Origin of the sequence: Duganella sp. Root336D2 (genome assembly GCF_001425005.1) — a bacterium.
In the GTDB taxonomy this organism is placed as follows: domain Bacteria; phylum Pseudomonadota; class Gammaproteobacteria; order Burkholderiales; family Burkholderiaceae_D; genus Rugamonas.
Genome location: NZ_LMDB01000022.1, coordinates 456,258 through 473,149, shown reverse-complemented (window position 1 = coordinate 473,149; position 16,892 = coordinate 456,258). Strand labels below are relative to the sequence as shown.

Annotated in this window: 18 protein-coding genes; 3 read left to right on the top strand and 15 right to left on the bottom strand. The window is 59.6% G+C overall.

What is annotated here, in order from left to right; all coding sequences use genetic code 11:
- Positions 1-246 precede the first annotated feature (246 nt).
- The 15 genes from ASD07_RS17885 to ASD07_RS17810 all read right to left on the bottom strand — a co-directional run bounded on the left by ASD07_RS17885 (position 247) and on the right by ASD07_RS17810 (position 14,511).
- Positions 247-744: a hypothetical protein gene (locus ASD07_RS17885; protein ID WP_156398051.1), complete on the bottom strand. Its 498-nt coding sequence runs from the start codon at positions 742-744 to the stop codon at positions 247-249.
- A complete protein-coding gene (locus tag ASD07_RS17880) occupies positions 741-1,451 on the bottom strand; it encodes a hypothetical protein (protein WP_055933340.1) in 711 nt (236 codons plus the stop codon). Before ASD07_RS17880 ends, ASD07_RS17885 begins: the two co-directional genes overlap by 4 nt.
- A gap of 55 nt (positions 1,452-1,506) precedes the next feature.
- Positions 1,507-1,944 (bottom strand): hypothetical protein, encoded by a 438-nt coding sequence (locus ASD07_RS17875; RefSeq protein WP_156398050.1) that lies wholly within the window; start codon positions 1,942-1,944, stop codon positions 1,507-1,509.
- On the bottom strand, positions 1,941-2,228 hold the full coding sequence (locus ASD07_RS17870) for a hypothetical protein (protein ID WP_055933333.1): 288 nt from the start codon (positions 2,226-2,228) through the stop codon (positions 1,941-1,943). Before ASD07_RS17870 ends, ASD07_RS17875 begins: the two co-directional genes overlap by 4 nt.
- 3 nt (positions 2,229-2,231) lie before the next feature.
- Positions 2,232-2,519 (bottom strand): hypothetical protein, encoded by a 288-nt coding sequence (locus ASD07_RS17865; RefSeq protein WP_055933330.1) that lies wholly within the window; start codon positions 2,517-2,519, stop codon positions 2,232-2,234.
- Positions 2,520-2,575: 56 nt separating this feature from the next.
- On the bottom strand, positions 2,576-4,621 hold the full coding sequence (locus ASD07_RS17860) for a phage major capsid protein (protein ID WP_055933327.1): 2,046 nt from the start codon (positions 4,619-4,621) through the stop codon (positions 2,576-2,578).
- A 67-nt stretch (positions 4,622-4,688) separates the two neighbouring features.
- Complete coding sequence (locus tag ASD07_RS17855) at positions 4,689-6,356, bottom strand: phage portal protein (protein WP_055933324.1); 1,668 nt, start codon at positions 6,354-6,356, stop codon at positions 4,689-4,691.
- Positions 6,353-6,907, bottom strand: coding sequence for a hypothetical protein (locus ASD07_RS17850; protein WP_055933321.1), 555 nt, complete (start codon positions 6,905-6,907; stop codon positions 6,353-6,355). The genes ASD07_RS17855 and ASD07_RS17850 overlap by 4 nt, the downstream gene beginning before the upstream one ends.
- 6 nt (positions 6,908-6,913) lie before the next feature.
- Positions 6,914-9,013: a phage terminase large subunit family protein gene (locus ASD07_RS17845; protein ID WP_373922085.1), complete on the bottom strand. Its 2,100-nt coding sequence runs from the start codon at positions 9,011-9,013 to the stop codon at positions 6,914-6,916.
- A complete protein-coding gene (locus ASD07_RS17840) occupies positions 8,910-9,422 on the bottom strand; it encodes a hypothetical protein (protein ID WP_055933315.1) in 513 nt (170 codons plus the stop codon). The genes ASD07_RS17845 and ASD07_RS17840 overlap by 104 nt, the downstream gene beginning before the upstream one ends.
- 90 nt (positions 9,423-9,512) lie before the next feature.
- Positions 9,513-10,112 (bottom strand): phage tail protein, encoded by a 600-nt coding sequence (locus ASD07_RS17835; protein ID WP_055933312.1) that lies wholly within the window; start codon positions 10,110-10,112, stop codon positions 9,513-9,515.
- A gap of 76 nt (positions 10,113-10,188) precedes the next feature.
- Positions 10,189-10,653: a hypothetical protein gene (locus ASD07_RS30915; protein ID WP_156398049.1), complete on the bottom strand. Its 465-nt coding sequence runs from the start codon at positions 10,651-10,653 to the stop codon at positions 10,189-10,191.
- A 465-nt stretch (positions 10,654-11,118) separates the two neighbouring features.
- On the bottom strand, positions 11,119-13,632 hold the full coding sequence (locus ASD07_RS17825; RefSeq protein WP_156398048.1) for a VapE domain-containing protein: 2,514 nt from the start codon (positions 13,630-13,632) through the stop codon (positions 11,119-11,121).
- On the bottom strand, positions 13,629-14,042 hold the full coding sequence (locus tag ASD07_RS17815) for a hypothetical protein (protein ID WP_055933301.1): 414 nt from the start codon (positions 14,040-14,042) through the stop codon (positions 13,629-13,631). The genes ASD07_RS17825 and ASD07_RS17815 overlap by 4 nt, the downstream gene beginning before the upstream one ends.
- Complete coding sequence (locus ASD07_RS17810) at positions 14,035-14,511, bottom strand: YmfL family putative regulatory protein (protein WP_304439091.1); 477 nt, start codon at positions 14,509-14,511, stop codon at positions 14,035-14,037. Before ASD07_RS17810 ends, ASD07_RS17815 begins: the two co-directional genes overlap by 8 nt.
- Positions 14,512-14,955: 444 nt before the next feature.
- Between ASD07_RS17810 and ASD07_RS17800 the strand changes: the two genes are divergently transcribed.
- From ASD07_RS17800 to ASD07_RS17790, 3 genes are all read left to right on the top strand, one after another.
- Positions 14,956-15,699, top strand: a complete 744-nt coding sequence (locus tag ASD07_RS17800) for a LexA family transcriptional regulator (RefSeq protein ID WP_055933290.1) — start codon at positions 14,956-14,958, stop codon at positions 15,697-15,699.
- Positions 15,700-15,876: 177 nt separating this feature from the next.
- Positions 15,877-16,278 carry a hypothetical protein gene (locus tag ASD07_RS17795; protein WP_055933287.1) on the top strand — a complete coding sequence of 134 codons (402 nt, stop codon included), beginning with the start codon at positions 15,877-15,879 and terminating at the stop codon, positions 16,276-16,278.
- Entirely contained in the window at positions 16,275-16,793 is a 519-nt protein-coding gene (locus ASD07_RS17790; RefSeq protein WP_055933284.1) for a hypothetical protein, read from the top strand. The genes ASD07_RS17795 and ASD07_RS17790 overlap by 4 nt, the downstream gene beginning before the upstream one ends.
- Positions 16,794-16,892 lie beyond the last annotated feature (99 nt).

The window sequence follows — 16,892 nt, the reverse complement described above, 5'->3', positions numbered from 1 at the left end:
CGTCCTCCAATAAGAAATGCCCACCAGGTCAGGCGGGCATCGGGAACATTTCCATTAGTTCGTCCGGGCCAAGCTCTGCTTCCGGCTTCCCTTCTTGGGGAGCCTGATAGCCCACATGAGCTGCGACCAGGATGTGTACCGGCGGATGCAGTCGCCAATACTCGATTTGCGCGATGATCGAGGGGATGTCCCACTCAGACCACGCCGCCTGCGGCGTGCATCCGGTACTAGCCACCAGGAGCGCGATCAGCCCATCGAGGCTGGTTGCTCCATTTGCTCCTGTACCCGCCGCGCCATCTCCTTTGCCTGCGCGACCAGGCCGGACACGTTCAACAGCGTCTCCCAGACTTCGAAGAAGTTGTCGTAGTCGATCAGCTCCTCGACCCTGGCCAGCGTCATGCCTGGATAGTTGCGCTGCAGGCTGCAGAGCGCCAGTTGTGCTACCAGCTCGATATCCGGTAGCCCCCCGACGAAAACGTTCTTGATTTGGTCACGGAAGCGTTTCACGGCTGCAGCGTTGAGCGGCGCGATGACGTACATTTCACCTGCCAGTTGCAGCTCGCGGCCTGGCACCCGCATGGTGCCCTGCGCATGGACCACTGGTAGACCTTCCGGTGCCGGCTGGGCCGCTACTGGTGCCGGAGACTCCGGCCCGGGGTTAGGCAAGGCCACAGCGACTTGCGCGGCCTCCTGGTGCTGGTGGCCACAGAGTACCAACAGCCATTTCAACATTCTCACGATCATTCGCTTGCGCTCCATTTCCAAACCTCGCCGGCCTCGTTAGCCAGCGCACTCATATCGAGTTCAGGAACCATGAAGTCCTCCTGCTTCGAAGACAGGGCCAGCTTCGAGCTGGTAACGTTCGGCCAGGTCAGCGTCAGAACCTTGCCGTTACGACGCATGGAGAAGTCCAGACTGAACGTGGGCGTCAGCCCCATCGGAAGGTTGCGCACGGTCAGCAGCTCGCCGATGTCCTGCGTAATGTGCTGGTAATCGATGAACACCCGGCGGCCCACGTCCGCTGCAGCAAAGACATAGGCGCCGGCGCCGTCGGTCGTGTACTCGCCTGACTTGGGATTCGCACCGACGCGGATCATCGGAGTGCCGTTCGCGTCGATGCGCACGCCCAGACTCGCAAAGAAGGTAGCGCCATTTGGCGGCGCCACAGTAATGTTAGCGGCCGCCGGCTTGCCGACCTCATCACGCTCCGTGACAATCAGGCCCTTCACGGACGATTGGCCGAAGAACGCTGCCGTGAACGGCAGGATGTTGATGTTGGCAAATTTGGCCTTCAAGCCGATCTTGCCCTTACCACGGCCGCTATCGACCGGGAAGCTGTTTGTTCCATACAGCAGCTTTTCCTCGAACGAGGCGTCAATGCCTACGTCCTGCAGGATGCCGAACTGAAACGGGGTTGGCGTTGCATATGCACTGCCGAGGGCATTCTGCATGGGGGTTGCCCACAGAACGCCAGAACCGAAATGTCGCATGTGTTTTCCTTCTTGGTTAAATAGTTGATGTCAGGTCGTTCGACAGGGACAGGTAAGTCACGCGGTATGTGATCGAGTCGATGCCCGCCGTCTGGTCGGCCTCAGCGCCGGCCCACTTGCGGCCGTCCTTTCGCAAACTGACGACGAGCGCCTGCAGCTCGCTGTCGCAGCTCAGGACACGATGCGCCGCGACCGCAATGTCGTCGGCCAGCGGGCGCCAGTCGTCATCGCGGACGATTACCTCCATGGTGACGAGCGCCGTGTTCTGGTCCACGTCCTGCGCAAAGGCTTGCGTATCCTCGCTGTCCGGCGGCGTGATCGCGATGCAGGGCATTTCATCCCGCGCGATTGCTGCCTCCCGCGAGTCGAACACCCGGTCGCCAGCACCTGTCGCATTGACCAATGCAGCAACCATCCGGTCGATGACCTTCTTGCAAACGGAGGAGGTTGTCATTTCTTGGTGAGGTTGAGTTGAGTAAAGGCACCGTCGTCAATTTGCTCCGGCTCGCGCACTGCGTAACGGTTGGCGCCGATGGTGATCTCGCTGCCGTTACGCAACTTGTAGTCAGCGACGACCGAGGACTTGACCAGGAGCGTGTACATCGTGGACGTGGTGCGAACCTTGCCGATATCCAGCTCGGAATCGACCTTATCCAGGATGCCCATAAAGGGAACCGCTCCGACCTTGAACTCGACGCCGTGATCGACGAGAAACGCGTCTAGATCTTCCTGGATCATTGCTTAGTCGGCTTTCTGAGCGTCGTCACCGGTCACAGCTGCAGCACCTGCAGGCAACTCGTCAACCGCCGGCGCTGGGTTGCCTACCGGAGCCTGGTCGTCCGCGGTCTTCGCAGCCGGCGCCTTCGAGCCCTTGACTTGCTTCGGCGCTGGTGCGGATTCGAGTTCTTCCAGCTTATGCATCTGCTTTTCAGCGACATCGGCCTCCAGACTGATCGTCTCGCCGCCGGCGATGAGGTTGTTATCGTCCACGAATGAGAAGCCTTCACGGACCTTGTATTGCTTTGGCATGTTGTTTCCTTTCTACGGCAATGAAGCGCGGCGCCAGGCCGGCGCCGCACAGCGGTTTAGTTGGTGATGGCGTCGGCCATGATCGAGAAGGATTCGCCATGACGTACTCCGACGTCCACGGTCTGCAGCACGCGCAGCTCGACGCCGCCGGCCTCGTACACGCCAGGCGCATAGAGGTTCGGCAGGATCTCTACCACACCCCACTCGCCAACGATTACCTGCGACCAGTCGCCGAAGAACAGCTCGGACAGGTTGGTGCCGGTGCCTTTGGTCAGGTTTTTGCGTACCTGATTGCTGCGCGAGACGGTGTAGCCGTTGATCTCGCCAGGAGTGCCGCTACGCTGGCCGATTGGGTTGTTCGTCCACAGATACTGGCCGGTGGTCGATTTCAGCTTCTTCAACGCGCCGACCGTACGGGCATTGCACAGATAGGCCATGCTGTCGCTGTCGGCATTGCGGTCTGCAACTGCGGTTTCCATGTCGATCAAGTGATCCAGCGTAATCGCGGCGCCGTTGGCGCCGCCGATGATCGGGTTGACACCTGGCTGGTTCGCGATCCCCAGCGGCATGTTGCCGGCACCGTTGCCGGACAGCGCGGCAAGGTCGATGCCCAGGGCCAGCGTCTGCAGCAGGTCCGCGCGCGCCATCATGTCGATGTCCGGGGTGGACTGCTGCAGCATGTTGCGGGTGATGACGGTGATCGCGCCGATATGCTTTGGCGTCAGGCTGATCTTGTCGAACTGCGCCCCGGTCTGGCCCAGGGGCTGGCCTTCGCCGACCCAGTAGGTCGAGCCGGCGGCCTTCTGACGCGGGATGTCAACGTTGCCCACCAGGCCGGAAAGCATCTGCGCGCCCAGGCTCAGCACGCGCGCCTTGTTGCGCAGCAGCTCGATCATGCTGCCTGCCATCAGGTTGTTGGCAACCAGATTGGCGCCGCCCGAGGAGGCCGACAGGCCGGCGCCGGTGCCGAAGCTGTAGTCCGCCGCGCGCGCTGCAAAGCGCAAGTTGGTCGGGATGAACACGCCGGCCGTTTGCTTGCCGCTGCGCTGAGCGATAGCGAGCGACACCTCGCGCTCCAGGCCCGCCTCTTTCCATGCTGCGGAGTCACCTTGCATCTGGCGAATCGAGCCATTGATTGCGCGCAGCATGCTATAGCGCGCCTTTTCTTTCTCGGTCAGGTCCGGGTTGTGGCTGTTGTTCAGGGACGCCGTACCACGGCCGCGTGCCAGCATTTCGTTGAGGACCACGCCGCGCGCTTGCTCGATAGGCGTGCGCAATTGAACTAGCGCAGTACGGGTTTCGTCCGCGATCTGGTACTGCCGGCACATGGCCTCGATCTCGGTGACGCGGTCTTGCTCCAGCTTCTGCGGATCGACCGCGGCCTGCTGCGACGGGGCCGGTGCCGGTGCGGCTGGTGCGCCGCCAACGCTGCGTTGACCTTCGGCCACTTCTTGCTTCTTATGCTTTTTGATGATGAACATTGGATCTTCCTCATTTTCAGGGTTGTCGGCGTTTGCCGGATTGGATTGCGAACGGGTGATGACCACGTCCATTTCTTCGTTTGCGGCGCTACGCGCCATGCCGACGGTGATATCGGCGGGCGCGCTGACCAGGGCGACCTCGAATGGCTCCCAACTGGTGGCGGTGTAGACATCGCTGTCCACGTCGGTGACGTAGGTAAAGACGCGGTACTGAAACGACACGTTCTGCAGGATGCGGTCATTGACTTGTCCCATCGCCCACTCGCCGCGCGCGTCCTTGCCAAAGCGCACGGTGCAGTAGCAGCGGCGGTCGTTGCCGAGCCACGCCTTCTCGACCACACCCAAGACGTCGTCCAGGTTGTGGTTAAAGACGAATGGGCCAGCGGCGTTGATGCGCTGCAGCTTCACAGCGCTAGGCTCGTGGCTCAGGATCTCGTCGGCGCCCCAGTACGTAGCGCAAGGGGCTTCGCTCGAAAACGAGAAAGTGACCGTTCGCGTCTCCACATCAACGATGCCGACCTGTACTTCGTCCGCTTCGCCGACGCTGGCCAGCAGCCGGGCGCCGCGATAGAGCGGACCGATCTTTTGCGTGCCAACGTCGAGCTTGCGTTTCTTGGACATTGCTGACTCCAAAAAGAAAAGGCCCGCGCGGTTTCCCGGCGGGCCTGGTTGATAGATTGCGGTGTGGTTATGTCGTCGCTTCGGCTGACTCCTCCTGATCGTCTAATGATTCGTCATCTGGTTCTTCCTCGTCCAAAGCCGGCTCTGCCTGGTCAGCCTCGGCGGAAGCTGGATCAGCTCCAGCTCCTTGCGCAGCCCCTTTCTGGTCCGTCTGGCCGGGGTCCGTGTCGAATACCAGCCCTTTCTCGGCCATCATCTCCAGCTCGGCCGCGCGTTCGTTAAATACGTCCTCCGCATCCGCGTGTTCGGATGTCAGTGCAATCACGTCAGACACCGTCATAAAGCCAGCACGGACCGCCGTTCGATATGCTGTCACTTCCTTCGTCGGATCGATCCACGACCAGCCGCGAGGTTTGAAGCGGACCGCACAGTACTTGCGTTGGTTCGAGAAGTAGTCGGGGAACGACAACGCACCGGCCAGCACGGAGGCGTTCATGAAGTCGCGGTGGACTTCTTGGCGGAAGGCACGGATAAACCAGCCTTGAAGCGCCCGCCAGCAATCCCGCTCGTCCAGCAAAGCCAAGCGCGACGAACTGTAGTTCGACTGCGAGTAGTCCGCCGATACGCTCGCATACGAGACGCCAACACCGGTAGCGAAGGCCCGCAGCATGAAACGCATAAACGGGTCCATAGCTTGGTTGGGCCGGCTCGGATTGAAGCCGGTGAACGTTTCACCCGGTCCCAATTGCTGGAACGTTCCCGGCTCCATGCTCAACGTCGGGCCCTGGTGCGCGCCCGCCTCGCCTTCGCCCACGAACGATTCGCTATCAGGCACCAGCTCGTCAGGCGTCTGGATAATGCCCACGATAGATGCGGCCGCTCGGGCGGCGACAATTTCAGCCTCCTCGTAACCCGCCATGTTGCGCAACCGCTTGATGATCGCGTGGAACCACGGCACGCCGCGCGTCTGGCCGACACGGTCCGGTATGAAGAGGTGGAACATGTCGTCAGCCGGCACGCGGATCAAAGCGCTTTCCACGAACGCCGAGAACTGGTAATCACCTGGATGGGTCGGGTACAGCCAGTACGCAACTGGACGGCCCCACTCGTCCTGCTCGACGCCCATGCGGATTTGATTGCCGTTACCGGCCCGAGCGACACTCCACTGATCGACCAGGCGGTCGGCCTCGATCAACTCCAAGGCATATGGGATGCGCCCACGGCCGAAGGGACGGCGGATCTTCCGCACCAGGACTTCGCCGTTCTCCACCAGGGAGCCGAGGATTAGCCGCTCCATATCGGGAAAGTGCAGCTTGCCGGCCGGGTCGCAAGTATCCTTATCGGACCAGTCCGTGTACTCATCCTCGATGGCCTGATTAATCCGGCCGATAAGCTTCTTGCCGGCAGTAGAAACCTGCGCTTGCATTCCTACGCCGGTCCCGATGACGTTGTTGACGATGATCCGCTTTGCTGCCTTGGCGTACTCGTTATCACGGCAAAGCTCGCGCGACCTGGCGCGCAGCGTCCGCAAGCTTGTGATGATCTCGCTGTCCGCAGAGGTATTCAGCACGTTCCAATCCGACGCGCTACGCCCCATCGCCGCGCCCGCATATTGGCGCTTACGTTCCTTGGCGTTTGCCAACGTCGCACGCGCCGCCGAACGTTTCGCGTTCCACTCCTGCAGCACTACGGAGCCGGGTTGCCGTACGCGGGCCTCGTTAAACCAATGTGTCATGGGAACCTCGCAATCAACGCTGATGGATTCTTTCGGCCGGATGCCTTGGCGCGAGCGAGCCGAACCTGTCTGCTCCAGAAATTGCGTAGCGACATGATGTCAGCCAGGCTTTGAAACTCGGTGCTGCGCCCGCCAATGGTGTAGCTCTTGATCTTCCCGTTTGACCCGCTAAAGGATGCAAGAGCGGCTTCGCAATCCGCCAGCGCCTTTTCCGCGATGCTTCGGGCATCAATTGGCGCTGTGATCTTCAACGGATCAGGCATGACCGTCACGTTCGTGCGGCCAACGGTCAGACGCTCATCGGGTCGAACGATCTGCATGACTGCTGTATATGCACCAGGCTCCAGTGCCGCGCTATCGGTCGGAGAGACTTTGACGCGCCAACCGTCACCATCTGGCACCCCGGCCAGCGTCAGGCTGGACGGCCCGCGCAGCTCATACGTCAGTGTCCATGCCGCGCTAATTAGCGGCTCGATATGGTCACGACGTTTCAGCGGTGGCTCCAGCCAATTGGCCGAGTCTCCCGCCGTCAATACGGAGAAGATTTTCATAGTCCTTTACCAGTTCTTGGCTGAGTAGCCGCTGCTTACACGACTACGGGTTCTGGCCCTTACGGGCGGTTTTAGTGGCGGTGGCGGTGGCGTCGGCGGCGGCACGGTTGCCGATGGCTGTACAGACGTCTGCACAGAAGCCTCCGCGATGACCGGCTCACCCTCCTCCTTTGCGTCGGGCTGTGCTGGCAACTCCTCGGCATCCAGCGACGTGTCCGCGAAGATCTGCCGCTGACGCAACTGCAGCTCAATGCCATCCCAATTTGCCGGCTTCATCAAATGCAGCTTCAGCGACATCGCCGCATGTAGTGCGTACACCTCGCAGTCCAGCGCCTCGTTCCGCACGCCGGCCCGCTTTTGCCAAACCTTGCGGTTCTTGATGCTCTTGTGTGGCGCCTTAATCTCGCTAGTGATCTGGTCCCAATAGTCGGGGCGCACAGTCTTGTACCAGTGGATGCGGCCGGGGCCGTTCCCTTCAAGTCGCAGTCGGCCCTCGATCATCAGGTCCTTGGCGCGCTGCGTGCCGACAATGTAGGGCGTCACCCCGGACGGATGAGGCTTGTGCTTCTTACCGCCCAAGTCAACGGATTCCCGAGGTTTGCTGAAGATCTCCTTCGACATGGCGCTTTGCTCAGAGGCGCCTTTGATGGCCATGTATCCCTTATGCTGACGTTTCCGCACATAGGCATACACCGCATCGGTTGTCGTACCGTCCGACGAGTCCACCGAAACGGCGCGGATCGTCAGCAAGTTACCGCTGCCGTGCCGGAACTGCTGGTCCAGCAACAGGTCCAGGTCCGTCCAGGCGCCAGCGTTGGCAATCAAGGTTTGGCCGTGGATCTCGCCCCAATACACCAGCCATGACTCCATGTCCCGGCCCCAAGCACGGATCACGATTGCCAAGCGGTCGTGTTGCACGTCCACCCCTGCGGTAAGGACCATGCCGCCCCACGGCACCGACTTCTCCGCATAGTCCAGTGCGCGCTCGGCTAAGGCCTCTGCCTTCGGCAAGTCGCTCTTGTATGCGTAGGGAAGGCCCTCGGTGTTGTTGCGGAACGACCGCATCTTCGTGTCGTCCCCCTTCGCAAGCTGTGACGTCGCGGTCAGGTACTTGGCCAGCAGGAGATGCAACGCACTACCAGGGAATGACGAATACAGCTCGTTGATGTAGAAGCCTGCGATGCCGTAGAACGGCGCCGTCGCTACCGGGTACAAATTCTTAACGTTCTGACGCTTCTGCTCATCGGTCCACAGGCAGCCGCAGTGCGGGCAGCAGTACCGTGCCGACATCAGATCGACTTTGCCGTAGACCTCATGGCCCAAATCGGGCTGCTCCGTGTACTTGACGTTCTCCCATGCCAGGACATGGGCCTCGCCGCACTCATGGCACGGGACCATGAACACGCGTTTATCGCTGGCCTGGTAGGCGGCATTGATGCGCGAAATGTCCTCGATGGTCGGTGTTCCGCCAAAAATGACCTTGCTTCGAGCGAACGTTTTAACCCGCTCCTCCAGCAGGGTGATCGTGTCGCCCTGGTCGCGAACGTTGTCGTTACAGTCGTCCGGCTCTTCAATAGCGACAACCGGCGCCGGCGTGGACTTGACCGAGCTGGGCGAGTTCGAACCAACCAGCTTGAGAAAGCCGCCGGGGAAAGCCTTGTTATCCCAGGTGCTTTCCTTGGTGATCTGCAGCTTCGCCGAAACCTGCGGTGTAACCTCGACCATCGGGCCGAACTTCTCCACGTTGAACTCTTTCGCCGCCTTCTCCTTGGCGAACATCACGATCATCGGCGTCGGGTCTACATCGATTTTCTTGCCGATGTAGTTCAGTAGCACGCCGTCCGTCCACGCGATCTGCGCCGACTTCATGGCAACCAGCTTTTTGACCCGTGGGTCATCCAGGGCTTGATGCATGAACTTGATCCATGGCGTCTTGTCCGGGTCGTATCGACCTGGCATTGCGGACGCCTTGGCGGACAAGCGCCGGTATTTACGGGACCATTCAGTCAGTCCGATTCGTTCCGGCGGCCGCAGCGTCTGCGCCAGGCGCGACACCAGCAGGCGGTTCGCCTGCGTCGTATCGAGCGAGGTGAGAGAGGGCAGCATAGGTGTGTTCGTTTAGCAGGCCCACGTCAACGTCGATGCCATGCGCGGCATCGAGTTCAGCCTTTAGTTTGTCATCGCGCCCCAGCAATTCGACCTTGAAAGCACCGACCATTTGCTGCAGCTCGCCCTCAAGTTGCTCGACGTTGACGAGCGACTTCTTCTTTTCGGCGAGGGTGTACAGCTTCAACTCCCGGTCAACCCGCTCCGTCAACACGCGCTCGTGCACCAGGTCGGCGCCGTCATCGGTCTTATGGCCGGCGGCGTTACCGCGCAGTCTGCGGATGTACTGGATTCGGATATGATCAAGTGAGGACTCCTTCCAGTCGATGCCGACTGCATGCAAGAACTTGCTTACCTCTGCTTGCGAAAGGTCGAGATGCGATGCGATCTCCGTCTGGGTCAGTGCCATTTCTATAGCCCCCTTGGGTTGTTCAAAACTAGAGAGAATTCGGGGTCATGGCACCCGCGTGTTCCCAACGCCAGGAAGGACCCGGGAAATTTATCGGGAGAGGTTTTTGATCTCGTGCTTCAGGCGTTCCGCGAACTTCTCGGTGATGAACCGGCGCATGACCTGCTGCACCTTATCGTTCGCGTACACGCCGCCCACGCTTGGGCCGTACAGCTTGCGAGCAGGCAGGCTATGCCAGCCACCACGGCTGCCACGCTTGTACTGCTTCTGCCGGCGCAAGATAATCTTCCCGGCCGCCTTATCTTCAATGAACACGCCCGCCCTCCCGTTGAGGCGCTGGGCGATGAATGCGCCCTTGATCAGCTTGGCCTGGCCATGAATGCGAACCGTCACGCCGGCCTTGCTCTCGCGGGGACTGAACTCCATCAGGCTCTTTGTTTTGCGCCGGACCTTGATGGTCGTCACCAAGTTGGACGGCGATGCCTTGCGCTGGTACATGGCGGCCTTGATCTCCGATGCGCCGAAGTTGTACCCCTCACTGCGCAGTTCACGCGATGCCTGCGTGATAGCCATAGCGCCCACACGGTTAAGGGCGCGTGGTATGGCCTTCTCAACCACGCCCGACTTCTTGCCCTGGATGTCCGCAATGATCTTGTCCATACCGCCACGCACATTGAACTGGACTGCCATCGAATCTCCGGGCGAAAAAAAACCCCGCATAAGCGAGGTTCGTTTTGTATGGGCGTGACTTGCCCCGAGGCGAATTCTAATCAAAGAAAACGCGCGTTGCAACATTCTTTCGCAACAATGTCTCCAGCGCGCCTTCGGCTTCGCCCAGCACGTTCGTAAAATCGAGTGATGGAAAGCGCCATACCGTCGCGATATTGCAGCGCCGACGAATCGCCCAGTCAAGATGACGAGGCAGACTGACCATCATGGCCTCGACTGCCTCTGCCACCCGCGTGTCCATGTCTTCGTACAGTTCTTCCGAATCGCCTTCGACGTCATCGTCGTAGTCGCTTTGGAGCATCGCACTGCGTCCACGCCAGCCCAGGCGCGTATCGTCACGCCGCTGCCAGCGCATCCACACATCCAGGCAGTAATCCAACGCCTTTGTCTCAATTCGTGCAGCTACAGGAACTACGATGTCACTCGCGTTCACACGGCGCGTGGTCATCGGACCTGCTTCCTCCATGTACACCACGCCATTCACTTCAATCTCTATGCCCATTCGATACCTTTCGCTCTTTGCCCGCTTTTCGCCCACCGCCAGCCCACCAAATATTGCCGCCGTTCCTTCAATTCCGTCTAACCTTAAAAAGGTTGGTCCATAAGGTTAGACGGCTGAAACCCGCATGAATGCTAGGTCTGTCTAACCTCCTAACCCGTCTAACTTGTTTTCGATGTTTGCCAATGCGGATTTCCACCTTGCCCACTCGTCGCGCACGTATACGCGTGGCGCGCACATGCGTGCGCGTGTCGGTTGGCGAGGTTGGACGGTTAGACGAAGCCCGTATCCATGCGGGTTCCAGCCGTCTAACCTCGAAATTCGCAGGTTGGACGGATTGTCCACAATGGACGGAAGCACCGATGCCGTTCACCAACGACGTCACCTTTTCCGCACGCGGTTGTACCGCCCACGATCCCTGGTGAGACGCCGGCACAACGCCGCGCTTCTGAATAGCCACGAGCGCGCTCATTGCGCACCTCCATGGCTGCCTACCCCTTGCTCCGCTTCCGCCTCGGGGCGTTCGTAATACCACTCGCGCGCGCCGCTCGGCTCGCGTTTCTTTAGCCAACCGAACTTGCGCATGATGGCGCCCACGCGCATCATCTCGGCCCTGGCCGGCCCAAGCTTGGACATTTCGAAGTGCAGCGCCTTCGTGAGCAGCTCTCGCGCTGTAACGCGCTTGAGCTTGCCCGAGAGCGTCGGCTTACCATCGGAGTCCTTTCCTTCCACGTATTCGTAGAGGCGACCACGCCACGGATCAGGAATCTCCCTGTCGTCCTGCACCGGATCGATCAGGCGTCGTTGCTGGTCGGGTGTTGGCCACCACTGAACACCAGAGCGCATCATGGCAATGGCCTCGCCGAAAAGCTGATCCCGATCCGCCTTGAGCGCCTCGATATCAATCTTCCCGGTGTTCACCGGCCAGAACCGCCGGTTGCCGGTGGAGTCCTTGAAGTACGCGTCTTCGTTGGTGGTCGCCGCAAAGGCGCATCGACGCAACACGTTCTTCATGCGGCGCCCATACGGCTCCCGGAAGCGATCCACTGTGCTGGACATGAACGCCTTGATGGCCGTGACTTCGGAGCGATTGAACTGCTCAAGTTCCGCCACCTCATACAGCAGCACGCCCTGAATCGACAGATAACCGTCCTTCTCGCCCATCCTGAAAGGCGTGTCGGCGAACCAGTCGCCGCCCAGTACCTTCAAGGCCGTGGACTTGCCCTGCCCCTGCCCGCCCTCAAACACGGGCGCGTGGTCGTTCTTCACGCCCGGCTTATAGCCGCGCATCACCACACCGATGAAAAACATGGTCGAGACCAGCCGCATGTATTCAGAATCGTCAGCACTCCAGTAGCGAGTCAACGCGGTTGCGACGCGCTGCTGGCCATCCCAGGCCGCCGCGCACCGGTCAAGATAATCCACCACCGGATCGAAGGCGAACTCGCGTGCGGCCTGTGCCACACCGCTTTCGATATCGCCGCGCGCGGCCACGACGAGGCCATATTTCTTCGCGGTGTACATCCCCAGGAGGAAGTCATCAGATTCGGTCCATTCTCCCGGCGTGGTTGCCCACGGGGCCTTGCGGCGCTTCACCTGCAGGCCGGAAAACAGGTCAAGCGCGACCATGCCGCGAAGCTCTTTGTCGTGTTGCATGACCAGGTACACGTTTTCGCGGCATCCCTTCACGCCACCGTTCGCGGTTGCGATCAGTTGGCCCCGCAGGGAGCCTTGTGGCTCGTCGCCCGCGCCAGCCGGCATTGGGGGGGAAGCCGATTCGAAGTGTTCCGACATCTGCTCGTTGACCCATGCCGGCACGGCGTCTTGCACGGGGGCCGTTGCAGTCGGCTGGATCTCTGGCGCGCCCGCTAATATCGGGCGCAGCTTGGTCGTCCAGGCGATCACCTCTTCCTCGGTCGCGCCACCGTCGATCAGGTCTGCGATATCCCAGCCATCCGACAATTCGCCAGGTGGTGGTATGTCGACCATGAAAACGCTGCAGCCTTGGGCGCTGAGAATTTCAGCAATCTTGAGCATTGCGCTGACGCCCGGCTGTTCATGCTCCGGCATGAGCTGCCCCGCGCGTTCGTGCCCTTCCTTATACCGCTTCGCATCTGCATCAGGCCAAAGGATCACATCGCGGTTACGGATCTGCGACCAATCTGACTTCTTGACCGCCTTGCCACCGCCGGACCACGAAATGACTTCGAAGGCTTCCTGCACCGCAGGCATCGCCACGGCGCGATCAACGCATTTCTCCCCTTCCACAATGAGCATAGGCTCGTCGGGGCGATGCGGACCGCGCTGGTAGAGTGGACGTGGTTCAGGGAATGCCAGCCACCGCCATTCGCGCGCACCGGTGTCTGCCCGCTGTGCGAACACGCACGGGAGTACCTCTTTGCCTTTGCCATCGGAACGCAGGAAGCGGAACACCACGCCCAGCAACTTCCCTTCGGCATTGCGGTACTCCCAGGTGGCTTCAGGCCGCCCACGTACAACGTGCGCCTTCGGATACGGTCCGGCGTTATCGGGAACAGGCAGAAGTGGGGTCCACGGCGTCCGTTTTTTTTCTTCAGCAGGTACTTCTACCCCTTTGCCCGCTTGCGCAGGCGCGGGATTAGGTCGTGGTTGCACCGGCTTAGCCAATGGCTTCGATTGCCCCTTGTGCAGGCCACCGCCTTCGGAAAGAGCGATGGAGAAACGCTCGGCGAGCGCTTTGCAGGCTTGCCCAGGTTTCAAATCGTGAATAAATGCGTAAAGGGAGATCAGGTCGCCGCCGGCGGCGCCGTCGGAGAAGTCTGACCAAACGCCGGCCTTGTCACCGGAAAGGCGAATACGCAGAGACTGCCCGGCCTCGCCAGCTCGCGATCCGATGCAGTACTCGTGCCCCTCCTTGACGCCGCTCGGAAACCACTCATGGAGAAGCGATTGAATAGAGTCGAGCGCTACGCGCCCGACTACGGAAAAATCGTCAAGCGTCACGCGTCGGCCTTCTCACCGAATGGCACGTAGGTATCGCCAAAGCGCGAAGGGAAGTTGCGGTAGTCAAGCGCCCCGTCACGCAGCACCATAGGGCTGCGACTACGCTGTGGGCGTCCTACAATGGTAGTACGCGGTGCCGCTGGAATGCCTTGACACGTTGGCTCGGCCGGCGTGTCGCGCTCCACAAATCGCTGGCCAGCCTTAGTGATCTCAACGCCTTTATGACCGATGCGCGCGAGGCCTGCGACGCACAATGTGCCGACCACATCTTCCTCAAACTGGACGAAGCTGCGGGTCCACCCGGCGCGCGTGGCAAGGGTGGCGGCCGGGAGCGACGTGCCTGCAGCGAACAGTGTCACCAGCGCATTGGCCGCGTGCGTACCACGTCGTGGCAGATTGTGCTTAGCCATTTGCCACCTCGCCAACGAACATCGCTGGATTGCGCATCGGATGATGCTGCAAAATGATCAGCGCATTCAGTTCGCGGAGACTCTTGTGCATGCGCTGCCCGATTTCTTGCAACTGTGCGCACTCCTTGTCGTCGATGACGTTATCGGCCTTCGCCTTTTTCAAGGCCTGCGAGAGTTCTCCAAGCTCGATGTTCAATTCCAGGATCTTGTCCTGAATTTCTTCATCGGACAGGTCGCCCACTTGTGGCAGTTCATAGAACACACCGCCGCTGGCGTACGCAACAGCTTGAGCAAAATGGGTCGTGCTGGCATAGCGCTGAATCAACAACGCAGTATCGACGCGCATGCCGCTACCCTTCACTTCATACACCCGTTGCTCAAGAGCCGACTTCGTCAGGCCCAAGGTTGCAGCAGTTCCGGCCCAGCCGTGAACCTTGATCATTTCTTGGTATGCAGCTAACAACTCCACAGTATCGTCCTTTAGTTCTTGGGTTTCAGATAACAAAACTTTGATCTACTATTCCCCTGCGCCTTCTTGACTCGCATCGATCAAGCAACGTGCCAAGTACGGGAGCGAGGAAATGGCGGGTTACATCTCGTGGGAATTCGCCTGGGGCAACCAGATGTCCGGCCTAAGTTCGTGGAGAGTCAGCTTCGATTCAGCAAGCGTGAGCGCCCTGCACAATTTAGGTCCAGGCCGACGATGTCCGCCGCCAATCAAGTAGAGGTAGCCCACAGATGAGCCGACGGCGTTTGCCAATGATTCGCGCTCTGCCGGGGTTGCTTGCCTAAGGAAGGTTTTCATGTCCATAGGCAAACTTTACCCAAAAGATAAACTTACCGCAAGCATTGTTTATCTTTTTGGTCATTTATCTTTTCGGTAAAACCGTTGATCATCCGGGGCATGGGACCAATGAAGAGAGAAGACATACGGCGCGAGAACGCGCGCAAACTCGCGGAAGACGCCGGCGGGCTGGCAGAATTCGCCCGCAGGACCGGAATGGAAAATTCCCAGGTCAGCCAGATCATTGGAAAGAACCCAACAAAGAATATCGGCAACATCATCGCCACTCGAATTGAGAACGCCTTTGACCTGGTCGAGGGCTCACTGGACATTGGGCAACAGCCTCCTGCGACAACTGCCCAGCCAGCAGCCACGCTAAAAGCGGCCGACGATTCGCATGCGTCGCTCTTTCCCGGCGCGCGCCCAGTAAGTGTGGAGGATGACAATTCGCCACATCTCCAGCCAATACCAAAAGTGACATTGAAGCTTCAAGCAGGCGTAACCGGTTTCGAGACCGAGCCCGATTTGCGTGACGGCGGCACACTAGGCATTTCTCGCGCATGGATCGAACGCAAGGGTTTTAACCCGAAGGACCTGATTGCAATCGAGGTACGAGGGGAAAGCATGGAGCCGACCTTCTATGAGGATGACACAGTCGTCATCAATCTCGCTGATAAAAGACTAATCGACAATGGCGTCTATGCGGTCAATTACGAAGGCGAAGCTGTCGTCAAGCGCCTTTCGAGGGACGCTGGCCAGTGGTGGCTCATGTCGGACAACCCGGACCAACGCAAATACTTTAGGCGCGCGTGCCAAGGCAATCGTTGCATCATCGTTGGGCGTGTAGTTCGTCGCGAAGGCGACAACTTCTAGTCGGGCCCCTGATGCGCAACATTTCAATCTCGCCGCCCACCCGAACCCCAGAAATTTGGACAGATAACAACGATCACGCACGCCGCCAAAATTAATCTTTTTGGTAAAATTTCTTGCGTGAAGTTTATCTTTTGGGTAAAGTTTCTCCATCGAAGGTTAACTACGTCGGAGAAACAGGTGATCAATGCATCTCTCTCGGCCACAAACGTGGCCAAAACCACCCCAGGACAATTAATCAACCAACTTATCGAGGAGGCGTTCGCGCCATCCTTGAAGCGCCTAGAGCGGAGCGTCGAGTACGTGAATGGGGCTCGCGCACTTTTACTTCAGCAGCTTATTGGGAAGCCGCTGGCGTGCCTTTACCTACCTGGAACAGCCGCAGCCGACGCATTCTTTGCAGGCGTCGAAGAAGGCCGCTCGATTCACGTACGCTATCTCTCGTCGCAACAATCAGAGAACTCAGCCACTGCGCTCTCCGGCCTCAAAGGTCACGCTTACATCGCAGCACGAAATCTCAACAAACCAATTCAGCGTGTGCAGACGTCTGTATGTTTAGTTGAAAACATGGGGGCCAAATGATCGCACACGCCCCGACCATGACGCTGGCAGAGGGAGCACTTGGCGATCATGCCGCGGCGCTGATGTCCAGCATGAAATTGCTGTATGCGGCTGCTGCAAATGCCACGGAATTGCTTACGCAAGCCGGCTTTGCAGGCATGCGTGGCGACACAGCGGATGATCTTCGAAACGCCGTTGCCATCCACGGCCACCTGGTGAATGAGTTTAATGTGAAGGTCCGCACTGCCGCCGGCGTTTTGACATTCCAAACGAGAGCCATTGACGCGGCGAGCGCCGCCGATGCAGCGGTTGCACGCACAGGCGATACGCCCTGCGGCATCACCGTTACGCCGGTTGCGCCCGATCGCTTGGCACTTGTCGCCGCTCACCACACGCTGCGGATTACGAAGCCACTGGACGCCGCTCTGGACGACCCCGCACTCGGGCGGGCATTGCGCTCGTACGCTAAGAAGCACCCAGTGCGACACACCCCGAGCACCGACTTTAAATCCCTTGCCGCCAACGACCGGGACTAAGCAACATGAACGCATTTAACAACCATACGACCACCGTGGCGCCAGCGAGGCACGTTCCAGCGCATAGCGTGGTAGCGAGCCTTGTAAGCGAACTAAAGG